Origin of the sequence: Pollutimonas bauzanensis (genome assembly GCF_900129885.1) — a bacterium.
GTDB classification, from domain to species: Bacteria; Pseudomonadota; Gammaproteobacteria; order Burkholderiales; family Burkholderiaceae_B; genus Pollutimonas; species Pollutimonas bauzanensis.
On the sequence record NZ_FQXE01000005.1, the window covers coordinates 294,571 to 310,037 of the forward strand.

A 15,467-nucleotide genomic window follows, 5' to 3' on the forward strand; every position below is an offset into this window, starting at 1 on the left:
GTCAGCGGCCCGGCCTGGACAGGTCGGCGAGTATCGGGCAGTCGGGCCGGTTGTCCCCATGGCAGCAGTCGGCCAGGTGCTCGAGCTGATCGCGGATGGTCTGCAGCTTGGAGATATCCTCGTTGAGTTCGGCGATGTGCAGGCGGGCAAGCTTTTTGACATCGCCGCTTTTGCGGCTGGTATCCTGCCACAGGCCGATAAGCGTCTTGATGCGTCCGAGCGAAAACCCCAGGTCGCGCGAGCGCTTGATGAAGCGCAGGGTCTGCACCTCTGCTTCCGAATACTGGCGGTAGCCGGATCCGGTGCGCATGGCGGGCGCCATCAGGCCCGTGCTTTCATAGTAGCGGATCATCTTGGCCGTAACCCCGGAAGCCGCCGCCGCCTGCCCTATATTCATCGTGTGACCCCTGCAAAGTATGCGCCGCCCGAGGCGGAAATGGATGGCTTGACATTACCACCATGGGAAGCTTTAAGCTACCCCGACTTGCGCAGGCCCCGCCTGCGAAGCATGGAGAATGCAATGCTCGAATTCGAAGTCAAGGACATGACCTGCGGACACTGTGTGGCCACCATCACCAAGGCGCTCAGCCAGGCGGCGCCCGGCGCCACGGTGGCCATAGACCTGCCCGGCCACAGCGTCCGCGTCAGCGGCGCGCCCGACGCGGCGGCCATAGAAAGCGCCATTCGCGCGGCGGGCTATTCCCCCGTGGCGAAAGCCCGGCCCGGCGTCCCGGATCAAGGCTGAAAGCGCCGCAGGCGCAAGGCATTGCCCAGCACGAATATGCTGGAAAACGCCATGGCGCCGGCGGCAAAGATGGGCGAGAGCAGAGTGCCGTTGAACGGATACAGCGCGCCGGCGGCCACCGGAATCAGCGCGGCGTTGTAGGCGAAGGCCCAGAACAGATTCTCCTGGATATTGGCGATGACCGCCTTGGACAAGGCAATGGCCTTGGGTATGCCGCCCATATCGCCGGACATCAGCACCACATCGGCCGCCTCGATGGCGATGTCCGTGCCCGTGCCTATCGCCATGCCGACATCGGCCTGGGCCAGCGCCGGCGCATCATTGATCCCGTCGCCCACATAAGCCAGCACGCCGTACTCTTCTTGCAGGCGCTTGACCGCGTCCACCTTGCCGCCGGGCAGCACTTCGGCGATGACGTCATCGATACCCAGCTGGCGGGCGATGGCCTGGCCCGTGCGGCGGTTGTCGCCGGTAATCATGACGACTTTCAGCCCCAGCTCGTGCAAGGCCCTGATCGCCGGCGCCGTGGTCTCCTTGATGGGATCCGATACGGCGATCATGGCGGCAAGCTTGCCGTCCAGGGCGGCATACAAAGGCGTCTTGCCCTCGTCGCCAAGACGCGCCGCCTCGGCGGCGAACGGCGCGGCATCCAGGCCCAGCTTTGCCATATAGCGGTCGGCGCCGATTTCGATGCGCTTGCCATCGGCCACGGCGCGCACGCCGTACCCCGTTACCGACTCGAAATCCTCGATGGCGGCGAGCGCCAGGCCCTGCGCCGCGGCGGCGGCGACGATGGCCCGGGCTATGGGGTGTTCGGACTTGGCCTCGACGGCGGCCACGCAAGCCAGCACGTCCGCGCGCTCGAAACCCGGCGCAAGAATCAGGTCGGTCAATTCCGGCCTGCCCTTGGTAAGGGTGCCGGTCTTGTCCACCGCCACCACTTTGGCATCCTTGAGCAATTGCAGCGCCTCGCCCTTGCGGAACAGCACGCCCATTTGCGCCGCGCGGCCGGTGCCGACCATGATGGAAGTGGGCGTGGCCAGGCCCATGGCGCAAGGGCAGGCGATAATCAGCACGGCAACCGCGTTGACCAGGGCAAACGTCAGGGCGGGTTGCGGCCCGAACATCAGCCAGATGGCGAAGGTCAGCGCCGCCGCCGCCATGACGGCGGGCACGAACCACATGGTGATGCGATCCACCAGGGCCTGTATGGGCAGCTTGGAGCCTTGCGCCTGTTCGACCATGCGTATGATCTGCGACAGCACGGTATCGCCGCCCACCTTGGTGGCCTGGAACATCAGGACGCCGTTCTGGTTGACCGTGCCCCCGACCACCTGGGCCCCCGCGGTTTTTTGCACCGGCACCGGTTCGCCGCTGATCATGGATTCATCGACAAAGCTGGCGCCCTGCACGACCGTCCCATCGACGGGCAGCCGTTCGCCGGGACGCACCTCGACCAGGTCCCCGGCACGCACATCGGCAATCTGGATTTCCACCACCACGCCGCCGCGCGACACCCGCGCGGTCGCGGGCTGCAGGCCGACCAGCCGCTTGATCGCTTCGGAGGTACGGCCCTTGGCCCGCGCCTCGAGAAAGCGGCCCAGCAGGATCAGCGCGACAATGACCGCCGCGGCCTCGTAATATACATTGACGGTGCCGGCGGGCAGCCATCCCGGCGCAAAAGTGGCGGCCACGGAATAAGCATAGGCGGCGCCGGCGCCCACCGCCACCAGGGCGTTCATGTCGGGCGCGCCGCGCAGCAAGGCGGGAATCCCCGTCACGAAAAAGCGCCGGCCCGGCCCCGCCAGCACGATGCTGGCCAGCACGAATTGCGCATGCCAGCTTGCCTGCCGGCCTATCGTTTCCATGATGAAGTGGTGCAGCGCCGGAACCAAGTGCGAACCCATTTCCAGCAGGAATACCGGCAAGGCGAAGATGATCGCCACGAGCAAAGCGCGTTTGAGCGCCGCCATCTCGGCGGCATGGCGCAGGGACAATTCATCCGCATTGCCCGCCGGATCGGCGACGACCGAGGCCTTGTAGCCCGCGCCCTCGACCGCCTCGACCGCCTTGACGGCGGCGGCGGTGTCGGCGTTTCCCACGAAAGTCAGTTCGGCGCGTTCGGTGGCCAGATTGACGCTGGCGCTTGCCACGCCCGGCACGGCCTTGAGCGCGCGCTCCACCCGCCCTACGCAGGAAGCGCAGGACATGCCTTCGATATTCAGGCTGGCGGTAAGCCCGGCGGCGGAATTGACAGCGGTGCTGGCGGAGGACATTGCGGTTTCCTTGAAAGGCGGCGCTTGGCGGATGCGCCATTTGCCAGCAATGATAAAGCTTGCCATGGTGTCAAGGTCAAGCATGGCGTAGCAGGCGGCGCGCCACAGGCTCGGGGCGGTGTCGGCGCAATTCATTGGCGCGGGCACGGCGCTTGCTGTATCTGCCTACCGACAACCGATAAGGAGAACGCGTATGTTACGTACCGTAGACAGCCTGAATGGCTACACCATCCAAGCAACGGACGATGAGCTTGGCAGCGTGAAAGAGGTTTATTTCGATGACGAGCGCTGGGGTGTCCGCTACCTTGTCGTGGAAACGGGCTCGTGGCTCTCGAGCCGGAAGGTGCTTATTTCTCCCTATTCGATAAAGAACATCGATGACGAGGACGAAACCATAGAAGTCTCGCTGACGCGCGACCAGGTGAAGAACAGCCCCGATATCGATACCCATAAGCCTATCTCGCGCCAATTGGAAGGCGACTACTCGCAGTATTACGGCTATGGCAATTACTGGACCGGCCCGTATCTATGGGGCGTGGCGGGATACCCCGAGTTTCCTTTGCCGGAAGGCGGCAATGTCCCGCCCGTTGCCGAGCGCCCCGAAGACCTCGCCGAGCGCGTGGCGGACCAGCCGCAGGACAGCCATCTGCGCAGCAGCGACAAGGTCGGCGGCTATCACATCCTGGGCACGGACGAGGAAATCGGCCACGTCAAGGACTTCCTTTTCGACGACAAGGACTGGGCCATCCGCTATCTGCTGGTCGATACCCGCAACTGGTGGCCGGGAGGCAAGAAAGTCCTGCTGGCGACGCGCTGGATAGAGCGGATAGACTGGACCGATTCCACCGTCCAGACCAAATTGACGCGCGAGCAGATCAAGAACAGCCCGGAATACGACGAGGATGTGCCCCTGGATCGCGATTACGAAACCCGGCTGCATGACTTCTATGGCAAGGAAGGCTATTGGGATTGAGCCGCCGGCCCGCTAAGGAACAGTAGGCAGAGGTGCCGCCGCCACGCTGGCGTTGACCGCCAGCGTGGCGGGTTTGCGTGCGGCGGCCGCATACACCGATGCTTTAAAGGGCTCGATAAGGAGCGCGGCATGGCGCTGGGCGCGGCTGAAGGCGCCTCCCCCGCCTGCCGGCGGCGGGCCCACCAGCACCGGGTCGCCCCACGCACCCTGTCGTCTGGCCCTGACCCAATAAGCCTGGCCGGCGTCGGCGCTGCGCGCAGCCACATACAGCACGCCATGCATGGTTCCGAGGGCGGGGATAGAGGCCACGCTGGCCGCCAGGCGGGTGGCCTGCCCCGCTTCCAACAACCATAACGCGCCGCCGCGATGCTCCATGGCGGCGACGGCAACAGCGCCTTTTTCGTTCAGGGCCACGGCGGGCTTGCCGGCATACGTCACCCCCAGGTCGGTGGGCCTGGACCACGCCGCGCTGGCATTGCCGGGCGAGGCCTGCACGATGCGCTGCATATGGCCAGTGGCCTTGTCGCGCAGGTAGAGTTCGATCAGGCCGTCGGCATTGCGCAGCGCCGCCAGGCCGTCATCGGTATCCGGAGCCGGAATCCTGCGCCAGGCCGTCCATGCCGCCTTGTCGACCTGCGCGGAAAGAATCAGGGGCAGGCCGCCGTCTTCCCCGGGAATGGGCAGAGCCGGCAGCGGCGGATTCTTGATGGCCAGATACGAGCTGACCCAAAGCCCGCCGCTTGAATCGGCCGCGAATATGGCCGGCGCGCCAGTGCTGTCGGCCGCCACGGCGACGCCGGGCAGCGCCCCTGGCAAAGGCGGCAGGGCGAGCCATGGCGTCCAGGCGCTCGAGGCGCCCGCCGGCTGTGTATAGTGGAAAAAACCATCGTTGCCCATGGCCACGGCCAGCAAGGGCCCTTGCCGGCTAGCGGCCGGCAAGGATATGAAACGGCCGCCCGGTATCAGTTGCCAGCCCTGCCATGCCGCGGCGGATCCCTGGGTATTGGCCCACACCAGGCCTGTCGCGTCGCGCGCGAACACCCCGGCCCGCCCATCGCGGTAATCGAACGCGGCGATCGGATCGGCCGTGCGCCCGCCCAGGCTGGCCCAGCGCTGGACCGCGCTTTGCCAGACATTGGCGGCGCAGTTGGCTTCGCCCGCCGCGAACAATACAAACCCGCCGGCGAGGTCGGGCAGGATCGCCGGCGCCACATTATGGCGCGATACATAGTAGCTGCGGCCCACCCAGGCGGCCGCGGGCCCCGCCGGCTCCCGGCACAGCTCGCGATCCGTGCAATAGCGGTAATCGTCCCAGGCATAGCGCCGGAAGGCATCGGTCTTGTCGACGGTTTCAGCGGGGGAAAGGTTGGCCACGCGCTCCTGGCTGGGGTAATCCACATAGGCCACCTCCGCGTAATTGCCGTGTTCCTGCGCAATGGCCTCGTGCACCAGGCGCGCGCTGGCGATATGATCGGGGTGGTCGTGCCCTATGCAGCGCCAGCACAGGTCGGCGTAGGGAATCGTGATGCTGTCATCCATGTGCCGGATCGTCGACGGCTGGTATTCCTGGATGATCTGGCGGATGGTGGCCACCAGTTCCGGGCGCGTATAGGTTTCGACGGCGGGCCCCAGGGACTCCACCGCGCTGCCGGGCACCGATTCGGCCCGGCTCAAGGGAGTCAGGCTGCCCCAGCCCTTGCCCAGCCAGGGGTCTTTCAGGCGCATGTGCAGCAGCCGCACGCGCTTGTTGCCGTTCAATGTGAAGCGGGCCAGGCGCCGCGTGCCTATGGTGGCGTAGCCTTCGGCCCAGATATTGGGTTCCTGCGCCATATAGGCGTAGGCGGCGCGCACCCCCCGCTCCCGCCCCAGCATGTAGCCCTCGCCTTCGCCCCTTTCGCTGGCCGTCAGATACACCACCTGCACACAGCCGCCGGCGTCTATGGTGGAGCCGATATCGGGGTTCATGAACAGCAGGTCGTCATCCTGGTGCGGAACGAACACCAGATCTTTCATGCCATGGCACTGGATCAGCGACGGCCCTGCCATGGCCGTGCCAGCGCCGCCCGCCAGAACCAGGGCGCAACACCAGGCCAACAGTAAGCGAATGACTTTCAAGATTTTTCTGGAAAATGAGGTAGTGCGATTCTATTCCTTTTTCATCCGGCTGGTGGAACAAAATACAAGATGGCGCGACCCCGCCTTGGGCCCGGCCGCCTATGGCGCCGCGGCGCTGAACAAGGCCTGCATTTCGCGGCGCACCTTGAAGGCATGGGTGGACGTATCCATGGCCACATCGCTCCAGGCCAGGCATTGCCCCTGCCTGACGGGACGCAGCAGCTTTACATTGTGCGCCAGGCCCAGCGGCAGGCCGCCGATCCGCGCGGATGTTGCCGCGGGCAGCAACTTGCCCCATACGGTATAGCCGCCCTCGCCGTCCAGGATTTCGCCCGCCTGCAGATCGCGCTTGGCCGTGGCCACGACATCGGCCACCCAGCCAGCGGCGACCCCTGTCGCTTCGCCGCGCAAGGCAACCGAAGCCACCGATATGCCGACTTCCAGGCCGATCAGGTGCCAGCGCTTGTAGAGGGTGAAATAGCGCCCCGATGGATCGGTATGGGCGTTGTATTCTTCAAAACAATTCTTGATGTAGTCGGTTTCGGCTTCCACCGTGACCCAGACTCCCATGCGTATATCGTAGGGAATGCGGCGGCCGTCGGCTTCCAGCGATGAAACGACCTCCACCATGCCTTTGCGTTCCAGCGCGCCGCCTTCGCTGACGGGCCGGGTCACAAAAGGAATGTCTTCGATGCTGGCCGGGGGATACTGCAAGCCATTGGACGGCACCGACAAGCCGGTGGCGTTGGCCACCGCGCAGCTTTCGATCGAAGGCTTGGAGCCGTCCAGAAAACTGTTGAACATCTTGGGATTGAGCCCGCCGCGTTCGGCCTGTTCGGGCGTAAGGCCGTAGTAGCCCCATACGGTGAGCGGCGTGGATGCGGAAAAATGCGGCAGCCATTTATGGCCGCGCCCCGCGGCGACCACCGGAAACCCGCAAGTGCGGGCCCAGTCGACCAGATCGCAGATGAGCGCGGGCTGATCGCCGAAAGCCATGGAATAGACGACGCCGGCCTGGGCGGCCTTGCGGCCCAGCAGCGGGCCGCAGAAAGCGTCGGCCTCGACAGTGACATTGACCACGTGCTTGCCCTGGGAAAAGGCCGCCAGGCAGTGCTCGACCGCCGCGACGGGATTGCCGGTGCATTCGACGATGACGTCGATTTCCGGCAGGCCGACCAAGGCTTGCCAGTCGTCGGTGATCCAGGTGGCGCCCGTGCGCAGGGCGGCCTGGGCGGACTCGGCCTGGCATTGTTCGGGCCGCCAGCCCACGCGGGCAAGATTGATGCGCGCCGCTTCCGGGGAAAGATCGGCAATGCCCACCAGGTGCACGCCCGGCGTGCGCGGAACCTGCGCCAGGTACATGGAGCCGAATTTGCCGGCGCCGATCAGGCCGACGCGTATGGGCTTGCCAGCGGCGGCGCGCTGCTGGAGTTGCGTGTAAAGGCTCATGAAGTCTCCTTCCGTTGACGATTCATTTTTTTGCCGCCGCGCAGCGGTTAGCGTGGGGGCTTTTTTCTTGGAGGCGCAATAGCGTTCACCATTGGCTGGGGCGCGCCCGTCCAGCTGAGCGTGTAAGCGGCGCCGCGGCGCACATTGCCGACCAGCGCCGGACGGAAGCAGGCCAGGTTGGTGCCGCCCGCGAGCCTGACGCTGGGATACACGATGCCCATGGACCCCTGCTCGAGCAGTTGCACCGCCAGCTTCTGCGAAGCGACATAGCTGACCGGGTCCAGGCAGGCCTTGAAACTCGCGGCATGGCGCAGGTCGTGGAATTCGGCGCTGAAATCGGCCAGCAGCGCCTGGTAGCTGACGGTGTCGTGGAAATAGTCGATTTCGGCGTATTCCACGATTTTATGGAAAATGATCTCTGCCAGGGCGGTGTCCGCGTCGAAGGCGCAATACCAGGCGCCACGGGCGCCAGTGTTGAAACGGCTGCCTTCGGGGCGGGGGTAGGTGTAGGCGGCGTTGATCATGCGAAAATTCGGCACCCCGAAGACCAGTTCGTCCACGCCTATGCCCGGCATGGCGCCGCGTTCGGCGGCGAGGCGCTGGTTGGTGGCGTTGTCGAGATCGAACAAGTCCTTCAGGTGGGCGGCGCTGTTGGCCAGCGGGGCCAGCACGGAGTCTTCCTGGTCGGCGAAGCGCGAAGGCAACAGGCGCCAGGTATCGAGCTGGCGGACCAGGGCTAGCGGCGGCGCGCGCACGCTACATGCCGCCGCGGCGGGCGTCAAGCAGGGCGCGCACCGTTTGCATGGCCAGCAGGCCGCCTTCCTGCATATAGCGCAAAGGTGTCTTGCCGCCGAAAATGACGTTGCGGTTGGGCATGCCTACCCATTGGTCGGCGAGATTGTCGCCGTAAAGAATATGCAAAGCCTTGTAGATGCCCAGCAGGTAGGAAATGCGCGTGATGCGATCGACCTCGAGCACGCGGCCGGGCTTTTTCTTCCATTCGTAGAAAGCGCTGCTGGACACGCCGCCCAGCAAATTGCAGGCTTCTTCGTCGCGCAGCTTCCATGCCTGGGCAAGCTTGAAAAAGCCTTGCAGGGCCGATTTGGACAGTCGTTCGCGCGCGGCCTTGTCGTTGAGGTCGATGACGGCCGCGGGCTCGAAGCGGCTAAGGGGATAAGCATAGGCCAGACTCATGGTATTCCTCCGGTTATGGATATTTTATACTCCATTTACGGATACATCAAGAGCCGGCCCGCCCCGCCCTACGCGGCGCGCCGGCTCCGCGGGCGTCATTCTTCATATAGCTTGGGCGCATTATGCCCCCAGCTTATAAATAATGAGCAAAGTATTCGTTCTGTTTTGATGCGTATCTCTTTAGTCTTGAGTCTGTACCGGGAAATGCCCATACCTAAAGGATGCACACATGCTGTTGCCCAAGCTGATCAAGACACTGATAGTCGCCGGACTATTCGCCGCGCATGGCGCCAATGCCGCGGAAGTTTCCCTGCTCAATGTGTCGTACGACCCGACGCGCGAGCTGTACCAGGAATTCAACCAGGCCTTCGCCAAGCACTGGAAGGAAAGCACGGGCGATACCGTGACCATCAAGCAGTCGCACGGCGGCTCCGGCAAGCAGGCGCGCTCGGTCATAGACGGCATCGACGCCGATGTGGTGACGCTGGCCCTGGCCTCGGACATCGACGCCATCGCCGAACGCGGCGCCATCAAGCCCGGCTGGCAAAAACATTATCCCCTGAACAGTTCGCCATACACCTCCACCATCGTTTTCCTGGTCCGCAAGGGCAATCCCAAGCAAATCAAGGACTGGGACGACCTGGTCAAGCCGGGCATTTCCGTCATCACCCCCAACCCGAAAACCTCGGGCGGCGCGCGCTGGAACTATCTGGCCGCCTGGGGCTATGCGCTGAAACTGCCCGGCGGCAATGAGGAAAAGGCCCAGCAATTCGTCGCCAAGCTGTTCAAGCAAGTGCCAGTGCTGGATTCCGGCGCCCGCGGATCGACCACCACCTTTGTCGAGCGCGGCATAGGCGACGTGCTGCTGGCATGGGAAAACGAAGCCCTTCTGGCCATCAAGGAACTGGGCCCGGACAAGGTCGAAATCGTGGCGCCTTCGGTCAGCATCCTGGCCGAGCCTCCGGTCGCCATCGTCGACAAGGTCGTCGACAAGAAAGGCACGCGCAAAGTCGCCGAAGCCTACCTGCAATACTTGTACAGCGACGAGGGCCAGGACATCGCCGGCAAGAATTACTACCGGCCCACTTCGGAAAAAATCGCCGCCAAGTATGCCAGCCAGTTTCCGAACGTGAAGCTGTTTACCATCGATGACATCGCCGGCGGCTGGGACAAGGTGCAGAAAGCCCACTTTGGCGACGGCGGCGTGTTCGACCAGATCTACCAGCCCGGCAAGAAATAGGCAGCGCCCACAACACCACACACCGCGCCGGCCCTTTGCGGCCGGCGTTCCGCCGCAACCCAAAGAGCCATACCTATGCCCAGCATCGCCGGCCCTCTCGTCAAGGGCTCTTCTGCCTTTCGCGTCATCCCAGGGTTCAATATCACCCTGGGATTTACCTTGTTATACCTGGGGCTGATCGTGCTGATCCCCCTGTCGGCCGTATTCCTGAAAACCTTCACCCTGAGCTGGGAGGGGTTCTGGGCCGCCGTCACATCGGACCGCGTCATGGCCTCGTACCGCCTGAGCTTCGGCGCGTCCCTGGCGGCGGCCGCCATCAACGTGGTTTTCGGCAGCATTGTGGCCTGGGTGCTGGTGCGCTATCGCTTCCCCGGCAAGAGGCTGGTCGATTCCCTGGTCGACCTGCCTTTCGCGCTGCCCACGGCGGTCGCCGGCATCGCCCTTACCGCCCTTTACGCGCCCAACGGCTGGATAGGCCAGCATCTCGAACCGCTAGGCATCAAAGTCGCTTTCACCCCGCTGGGCATAGTCGTCGCCCTTACCTTCATAGGCCTGCCCTTCGTCGTCAGGACGGTGCAGCCGGTGCTGGAAGAAGCCGAGCGCGAACTGGAGGAAGCCGCCGCGAGCCTGGGCGCGAACCGCCTGCAGACGTTTGTCCGCGTCGTGTTCCCCACCATACTGCCCGCCCTGCTGACCGGCTTCGCCATGGCTTTCGCCCGCGCCACCGGGGAATACGGTTCGGTGATCTTCATTGCCGGCAACATGCCCATGATCTCGGAAATCACCCCTCTGCTTATCGTCACCAAGCTTGAGCAATACGATTACGCCGGCGCCACCGCCATCGCCGTCGTCATGCTGTCCATTTCCTTCATTCTTTTGCTGGCCATCAACCTGCTGCAAGCCTGGACGCGCCAGCGCACCCAGGCGACGAGGAACAAATAATATGGCCGCCTTCGACATCGCCCTTCCCGCGGCAATGATCCCGTCCGCCAAGCCCGCCCGCATGCCCTCGGCCATACTGGAACCGCGCTGGCTGCGGTATGCGCTGATCGCCACCGCTTTCCTTTTCCTCGCGCTGTTCCTGTTCGTGCCTTTGCTGGCGGTCTTCGCCGAGGCCTTCAGAAAAGGCTGGGACGCCTATATCGCCGCCATCGTCGAGCCCGATGCCGTCTCGGCCATCCGCCTGACGCTGCTGGCCGCCCTGATAGCGGTGCCCATGAACCTGGTGTTCGGCGTCAGCGCGGCCTGGGCCATCGCCAAGTTCGAATTCCGCGGCAAGAACCTGCTGATTACGCTGATCGACCTGCCCTTCTCCGTATCGCCCATCATTTCCGGCCTCATCTATGTGCTGATCTTCGGCGCCCAGGGATGGCTCGGGCCCTGGCTGTACGAGCACGATATCAAGATCCTGTTCGCCGTGCCCGCCATCGTGCTGGCCACCATCTTCGTCACCTTTCCCTTCGTCGCCCGCGAACTGATACCGCTGATGCAGTCGCAAGGCAGCGAAGAGGAGGAAGCCGCGCTGGTGCTGGGCGCCTCGGGCTGGCAGACGTTCTGGCACGTCACGCTGCCCAATATCAAGTGGGGGCTGCTGTACGGCGTCATTCTTTGCAATGCGCGGGCCATGGGGGAATTCGGCGCCGTGTCCGTGGTGTCGGGGCATATACGCGGCATGACCAACACCATCCCGCTGCACGTCGAAATCCTCTACAACGAATACAATTTTTCAGCGGCGTTCGCCGTGGCATCCCTGCTGGCCCTGCTGGCCCTGGTCACGCTCGCCCTGAAGTCCTGGATCGAATGGCGCACCCAGCGCACGCCCACACCTTCTGCGCAGGAGCATTGAACATGAGCATAGAAGTACGCAATATACACAAGCGGTTCGGGAATTTTGCCGCGCTGAACGACGTTTCCCTTAAATTCCCCGACGGCAAGCTGACCGCGCTGCTGGGGCCTTCCGGCTGCGGCAAGACCACCCTGCTGCGCATCGTCGCCGGGCTCGAATTCCCCGATTCCGGGCAGATCCTGCTGGACAATGAAAGCGCGACGGAAAGGCATGTGCGCGAGCGCCAGGTCGGCTTCGTGTTCCAGCACTATGCCTTGTTCAAGCACATGAGCGTATTCGAGAATATTGCCTTCGGCCTGCGCGTCAAGCCGCGCAGGAACCGCCCTTCCGAAGCGCAGATACGCGAAAAAGTCACCCGGCTGCTGGAACTCGTGCAGCTGGACTGGCTGGCCGACCGCAAGCCGTCCGCGCTGTCGGGCGGCCAGCGCCAGCGCATCGCACTGGCGCGCGCCCTGGCCGTGGAGCCGCGCGTATTGCTGCTGGACGAACCCTTCGGCGCCCTCGACGCCCAGGTGCGCAAGGAACTGCGGCGCTGGCTGCGCCGGCTGCACGATGAACTGCAGGTCACCAGCATATTCGTCACCCACGACCAGGAAGAAGCCCTGGAGGTCGCCGACGAGATCGTGGTCATGAACCGCGGCAGGATAGAGCAGGCGGGCGCGCCCGCCTCCGTATACAACCAGCCGGCCACGCCTTTCGTGTACAGCTTCCTGGGCAATGTGAACCTGTTCCACGGCCGCGTCCACAATGGCTTCCTGGAAACCGGCGACGCGGCGTTCGACGCGCCCGAGCACCGCGACGCGCGCGATACCAGCGGCACGGCCTACGTGCGCCCGCACGATATCGACATCGAGCGCTACACCGAGGGCGCCCGGGGGCTGGTGGTTCGGCTGGAGCGGGTCCATGCCATAGGGCCGCTGGCCCAGCTGGAACTCAGGCGCAGCGACAACGCCGAGCTGATCGAGGCCGTGATCTCGCAGGAACGCTACTCCCAGCTGCAATTGAAGGAACATGAAACCCTGGTGGTCAGGCCCAGGCAGGTGCATATCTTCCTGGACCAGGCGGCCTGATCGCCGGCCGTTTGTGCGGCGCCGGGGCGCTCGGGCGCCGCGGCCTGCCGTGGCGCTTCGGGCGGCAACGCCTCAGTGCGTGGACAGCAGGACCACGCCGGCGATGATGACCGCGCATCCCAGCCAGCGCACGGGCGAGACCTTTTCCTTCAGGATGAAGAAGCCGGCGAATGTCGCCATCATCATGGACATTTCGCGCAAGGGCGCCACCACGCTGACGTCGGCCCCCTGCTGCAAGGCGTACAGGACCAGGATGTAGGCCATGGGCGAGAGTATGCCCACCGCCAGCGCCAGCCCCCATTTGCCGCGCATCTGCCGCAGCATGTGGGCGCGCCTCACCCAGGTGCTGGGCGCCAGCAGCAGCGTGCCGCAACAGGCGGAAAGCCAATCCAGCAGAACGGGGGCGACCAGCAGCGCCTTGACGCTATAGGCGTCGCTCAGGCTGTAGGCGGCGATGAACAAGCCTATCAGCAGGCCCCAGCGTATGCCTATCCAGGCCTGGGGCTGGGCAAACTGGCGCCAGTTGCCCTGCGTGGCGATCAGGAGTATGCCCGCCACCACGCTGCATATCCCCAGCACGCCCAAAGCCGAAGGGATTTCGGCCAGCCAGAGGAAAGCGCCGGCGCTGGCCAGCAAGGGGCCGGTGCCCCGCGCGATGGGATAGACCACGGAAAGGTCGGCCACGTTGTAGCCGCGCAGCAAACAGATGCTGTATCCAAGATGCAAGGCGCTGGACAGCCCGATGAACGCCGCCACCGGCCAGCTCCAGGCCATGCCGTCGTTCCACAGGATGTATGCGACCCATGGGGCGTAGATTACCGTCGAGCAAAGCCGATAGGCGAAGACGAACGATGCCCCGGCGCCGGCCGCCCGCTTGGAAATCAGGTTCCAGGCCGCATGCAGGCCGGCAGCGATGACGACCAGCAGGAACACCTGGAGCGTCATCGCCGCGGTGCCATGATGGGCCGCCAGCCCGGCTTCAGAGAATTTCTGCGAGGACGGCGGCCGGCCGGCACAAGCGCGTGCCCTTGTCCGTGACGACAAAAGGACGGTTCAGCAGGATGGGGTGTTCGGCCATGGCATCGAGCAATTGCCCGTCGCTTACGGCCGGGTCGCCGAGCCCGAGTTCCTCGAACAAGGCTTCCTTGCTGCGTATGGCCTCGCGCACCGACAGCCCGGCGCCCTGGATAAGAGCCGCCAGTTCGCCGCGCGTCAGGGGCGTCTTGAGGTATTCGACAACCTCGGCCTGGATGCCGCGGTCCTGCAGCATTTGCAATGCGTCGCGCGAAGTGCCGCAACGAGGATTATGATAGATCGTGGTCATCGCCGTACATGCCAAATATATGTAATGGATCTGACATCTTAGCCCAGTTTCGATCGCGCCCAGGGAGCAATCATGAAGTTTCTTCGACCCGCCAGCATCGCCTCGCACACCCTCATCGCCCTCGCATGCGCCGTGCCGCCATCCGCGGCCTACGCCCAGTTGAAAGTCGGCGCGCCGGCGCCCGACTTCACTCTCGAAGCCACGCTCGGCGGCAACGCGTTTCCGTTCACCCTGAACGAGGCCCTCGAGAAAGGCCCGGTCGTGCTGTATTTTTATCCGGCCGCGTTCACCAAAGGCTGCACCATCGAAGCGCACGATTTTGCCGAGGCGACCGACGAATACAAGCAGTACGGCGCCACCGTGCTGGGCGTCTCGGCCGACAAGCTGGACAAGCTGAAGGAATTCTCGGTCGACGCCTGCCGCAGCAAATTCGCCGTGGGGGCCGACCCGCAAGCCAAAGTCATCAAGGCCTATGATGCCAACATGGCTTTCAAGCCGAACATGGCGAACCGCATTTCCTATGTCATTACGCCGGACCATAAAATCTACTATGAATACACCAGCCTGGACCCCGACGGCCACGTCGCCAACACCATGGCGGCGGTCAAGAAATGGGCGGCGTCCAAGCCCTGAATGCGTGCCGATGCGGGCCGGGCTGGCGCCGCGGGCGCATGATCCGGCGCCGCTTTCAATGGTAAAGTATGGCGATCATAGGCCAGAAAGCGATGGGTATCTCATGACCTCGATTTATTCTTTTTCGGCCCAGGGGCTGGCGGGCGGCGAGGTCGCCTTGTCGCGCTACGAGGGCCAGGTGCTGCTGGTGGTCAACGTGGCGTCCGAGTGCGGATTCACGCCTCAGTACCAGGGCCTCGAAGCCCTGTACCGGGAATACCGCGAGCGCGGCTTTGCCGTGCTGGGTTTCCCCTGCGATCAATTCGGCCACCAGGAGCCCGGCAGCGCCGACGAAATCGCCAGTTTTTGCTCCACCAATTACGGCGTGAGCTTCCCCATGTTCGCCAAGATAGAAGTCAATGGCCCGCAGGCCCATCCCCTCTTCGCCTGGCTGAAAAGCGAAAAGGCCGGCGTGCTGGGCAGCCAGAACATCAAGTGGAACTTCACCAAATTCCTGCTGGGCCGCGATGGGCGGGTGCTGCAGCGCTATGGCTCTATCACCAAGCCCGAAGCCTTGCGCGGCGACATCGAAAAAGCGCTGGCGGCCCAGGCCTGACTGAACA

General features: G+C 64.1%; 16 protein-coding genes. 8 read left to right on the plus strand and 8 right to left on the minus strand.

What is annotated here, in order from left to right; all coding sequences use genetic code 11:
- Position 1: 1 nt before the first annotated feature.
- A complete protein-coding gene (gene cueR, locus BUB23_RS11870) occupies positions 2-397 on the minus strand; it encodes a Cu(I)-responsive transcriptional regulator (protein WP_073103324.1) in 396 nt (131 codons plus the stop codon).
- Between the two features lie 123 nt (positions 398-520).
- Between cueR and BUB23_RS11875 the strand changes: the two genes are divergently transcribed.
- Positions 521-745 carry a heavy-metal-associated domain-containing protein gene (locus tag BUB23_RS11875; RefSeq protein ID WP_073103325.1) on the plus strand — a complete coding sequence of 75 codons (225 nt, stop codon included), beginning with the start codon at positions 521-523 and terminating at the stop codon, positions 743-745.
- Here BUB23_RS11875 and BUB23_RS11880 read toward each other — a convergent pair.
- A complete protein-coding gene (locus BUB23_RS11880) occupies positions 736-3,021 on the minus strand; it encodes a heavy metal translocating P-type ATPase (protein WP_218598959.1) in 2,286 nt (761 codons plus the stop codon). The two genes, BUB23_RS11875 and BUB23_RS11880, sit on opposite strands and share 10 nt — an antisense overlap.
- A 193-nt stretch (positions 3,022-3,214) precedes the next feature.
- On the opposite strand from BUB23_RS11880, the gene BUB23_RS11885 reads away from it, so the two are divergent.
- Positions 3,215-3,994 (plus strand): PRC-barrel domain-containing protein, encoded by a 780-nt coding sequence (locus tag BUB23_RS11885; protein WP_073103327.1) that lies wholly within the window; start codon positions 3,215-3,217, stop codon positions 3,992-3,994.
- Positions 3,995-4,006: 12 nt separating this feature from the next.
- Here BUB23_RS11885 and BUB23_RS11890 read toward each other — a convergent pair whose 3' ends face one another.
- From BUB23_RS11890 to BUB23_RS11905, 4 genes are all read right to left on the minus strand, one after another.
- The gene (locus BUB23_RS11890) at positions 4,007-6,109 is read right to left on the minus strand and encodes a DUF8189 domain-containing protein (protein WP_143160957.1); all 2,103 of its coding nucleotides are present in this window, start codon (positions 6,107-6,109) and stop codon (positions 4,007-4,009) included.
- A 99-nt stretch (positions 6,110-6,208) separates the two neighbouring features.
- The gene (locus BUB23_RS11895; protein WP_073103328.1) at positions 6,209-7,558 is read right to left on the minus strand and encodes an NAD(P)H-dependent oxidoreductase; all 1,350 of its coding nucleotides are present in this window, start codon (positions 7,556-7,558) and stop codon (positions 6,209-6,211) included.
- 47 nt (positions 7,559-7,605) lie between these two features.
- Positions 7,606-8,340 carry an RES family NAD+ phosphorylase gene (locus BUB23_RS11900; protein WP_073103329.1) on the minus strand — a complete coding sequence of 245 codons (735 nt, stop codon included), beginning with the start codon at positions 8,338-8,340 and terminating at the stop codon, positions 7,606-7,608.
- On the minus strand, positions 8,315-8,752 hold the full coding sequence (locus BUB23_RS11905) for an MbcA/ParS/Xre antitoxin family protein (RefSeq protein WP_073103330.1): 438 nt from the start codon (positions 8,750-8,752) through the stop codon (positions 8,315-8,317). The genes BUB23_RS11900 and BUB23_RS11905 overlap by 26 nt, the downstream gene beginning before the upstream one ends.
- Positions 8,753-8,981: 229 nt before the next feature.
- On the opposite strand from BUB23_RS11905, the gene BUB23_RS11910 reads away from it, so the two are divergent.
- The 4 genes from BUB23_RS11910 (at position 8,982) to BUB23_RS11925 (ending at position 12,908) form a co-directional block, all read left to right on the plus strand.
- Entirely contained in the window at positions 8,982-9,992 is a 1,011-nt protein-coding gene (locus tag BUB23_RS11910; RefSeq protein WP_073103331.1) for a sulfate ABC transporter substrate-binding protein, read from the plus strand.
- Between the two features lie 75 nt (positions 9,993-10,067).
- Complete coding sequence (gene cysT / locus BUB23_RS11915) at positions 10,068-10,934, plus strand: sulfate ABC transporter permease subunit CysT (RefSeq protein WP_073103332.1); 867 nt, start codon at positions 10,068-10,070, stop codon at positions 10,932-10,934.
- A gap of 34 nt (positions 10,935-10,968) precedes the next feature.
- The gene (gene cysW / locus BUB23_RS11920) at positions 10,969-11,838 is read left to right on the plus strand and encodes a sulfate ABC transporter permease subunit CysW (RefSeq protein ID WP_425439544.1); all 870 of its coding nucleotides are present in this window, start codon (positions 10,969-10,971) and stop codon (positions 11,836-11,838) included.
- A gap of 2 nt (positions 11,839-11,840) precedes the next feature.
- On the plus strand, positions 11,841-12,908 hold the full coding sequence (locus BUB23_RS11925) for a sulfate/molybdate ABC transporter ATP-binding protein (RefSeq protein ID WP_073103334.1): 1,068 nt from the start codon (positions 11,841-11,843) through the stop codon (positions 12,906-12,908).
- A 72-nt stretch (positions 12,909-12,980) separates the two neighbouring features.
- Here the strand turns inward: BUB23_RS11925 and BUB23_RS11930 are convergent, their stop codons facing one another.
- Entirely contained in the window at positions 12,981-13,853 is an 873-nt protein-coding gene (locus BUB23_RS11930; protein WP_073103335.1) for a DMT family transporter, read from the minus strand.
- A 34-nt stretch (positions 13,854-13,887) separates the two neighbouring features.
- Complete coding sequence (gene arsC / locus BUB23_RS11935) at positions 13,888-14,232, minus strand: arsenate reductase (glutaredoxin) (RefSeq protein WP_073103336.1); 345 nt, start codon at positions 14,230-14,232, stop codon at positions 13,888-13,890.
- A 72-nt stretch (positions 14,233-14,304) separates the two neighbouring features.
- Between arsC and BUB23_RS11940 the strand changes: the two genes are divergently transcribed.
- The gene (locus tag BUB23_RS11940; RefSeq protein WP_178372308.1) at positions 14,305-14,865 is read left to right on the plus strand and encodes a peroxiredoxin; all 561 of its coding nucleotides are present in this window, start codon (positions 14,305-14,307) and stop codon (positions 14,863-14,865) included.
- A 103-nt stretch (positions 14,866-14,968) separates the two neighbouring features.
- Positions 14,969-15,460, plus strand: a complete 492-nt coding sequence (locus tag BUB23_RS11945; protein WP_073103426.1) for a glutathione peroxidase — start codon at positions 14,969-14,971, stop codon at positions 15,458-15,460.
- Positions 15,461-15,467: the final 7 nt, after the last annotated feature.

What these genes read in the sequence shown, in the direction of transcription:
- BUB23_RS11940 (WP_178372308.1), top strand. Translation starts at nt 14,305, where the DNA reads ATGAAGTTTCTTCGACCCGCCAGCATCGCCTCGCACACCCTCATCGCC.
- BUB23_RS11885 (WP_073103327.1), top strand. Translation starts at nt 3,215, where the DNA reads ATGTTACGTACCGTAGACAGCCTGAATGGCTACACCATCCAAGCAACG.
- cysW (WP_425439544.1), top strand. Translation starts at nt 10,969, where the DNA reads ATGATCCCGTCCGCCAAGCCCGCCCGCATGCCCTCGGCCATACTGGAA.
- arsC (WP_073103336.1), bottom strand. Translation starts at nt 14,232, where the DNA reads ATGACCACGATCTATCATAATCCTCGTTGCGGCACTTCGCGCGACGCA.
- BUB23_RS11895 (WP_073103328.1), bottom strand. Translation starts at nt 7,558, where the DNA reads ATGAGCCTTTACACGCAACTCCAGCAGCGCGCCGCCGCTGGCAAGCCC.
- BUB23_RS11910 (WP_073103331.1), top strand. Translation starts at nt 8,982, where the DNA reads ATGCTGTTGCCCAAGCTGATCAAGACACTGATAGTCGCCGGACTATTC.
- BUB23_RS11880 (WP_218598959.1), bottom strand. Translation starts at nt 3,021, where the DNA reads ATGTCCTCCGCCAGCACCGCTGTCAATTCCGCCGCCGGGCTTACCGCC.
- BUB23_RS11905 (WP_073103330.1), bottom strand. Translation starts at nt 8,752, where the DNA reads ATGAGTCTGGCCTATGCTTATCCCCTTAGCCGCTTCGAGCCCGCGGCC.
- cysT (WP_073103332.1), top strand. Translation starts at nt 10,068, where the DNA reads ATGCCCAGCATCGCCGGCCCTCTCGTCAAGGGCTCTTCTGCCTTTCGC.
- cueR (WP_073103324.1), bottom strand. Translation starts at nt 397, where the DNA reads ATGAATATAGGGCAGGCGGCGGCGGCTTCCGGGGTTACGGCCAAGATG.
- BUB23_RS11875 (WP_073103325.1), top strand. Translation starts at nt 521, where the DNA reads ATGCTCGAATTCGAAGTCAAGGACATGACCTGCGGACACTGTGTGGCC.
- BUB23_RS11945 (WP_073103426.1), top strand. Translation starts at nt 14,969, where the DNA reads ATGACCTCGATTTATTCTTTTTCGGCCCAGGGGCTGGCGGGCGGCGAG.
- BUB23_RS11925 (WP_073103334.1), top strand. Translation starts at nt 11,841, where the DNA reads ATGAGCATAGAAGTACGCAATATACACAAGCGGTTCGGGAATTTTGCC.
- BUB23_RS11930 (WP_073103335.1), bottom strand. Translation starts at nt 13,853, where the DNA reads ATGACGCTCCAGGTGTTCCTGCTGGTCGTCATCGCTGCCGGCCTGCAT.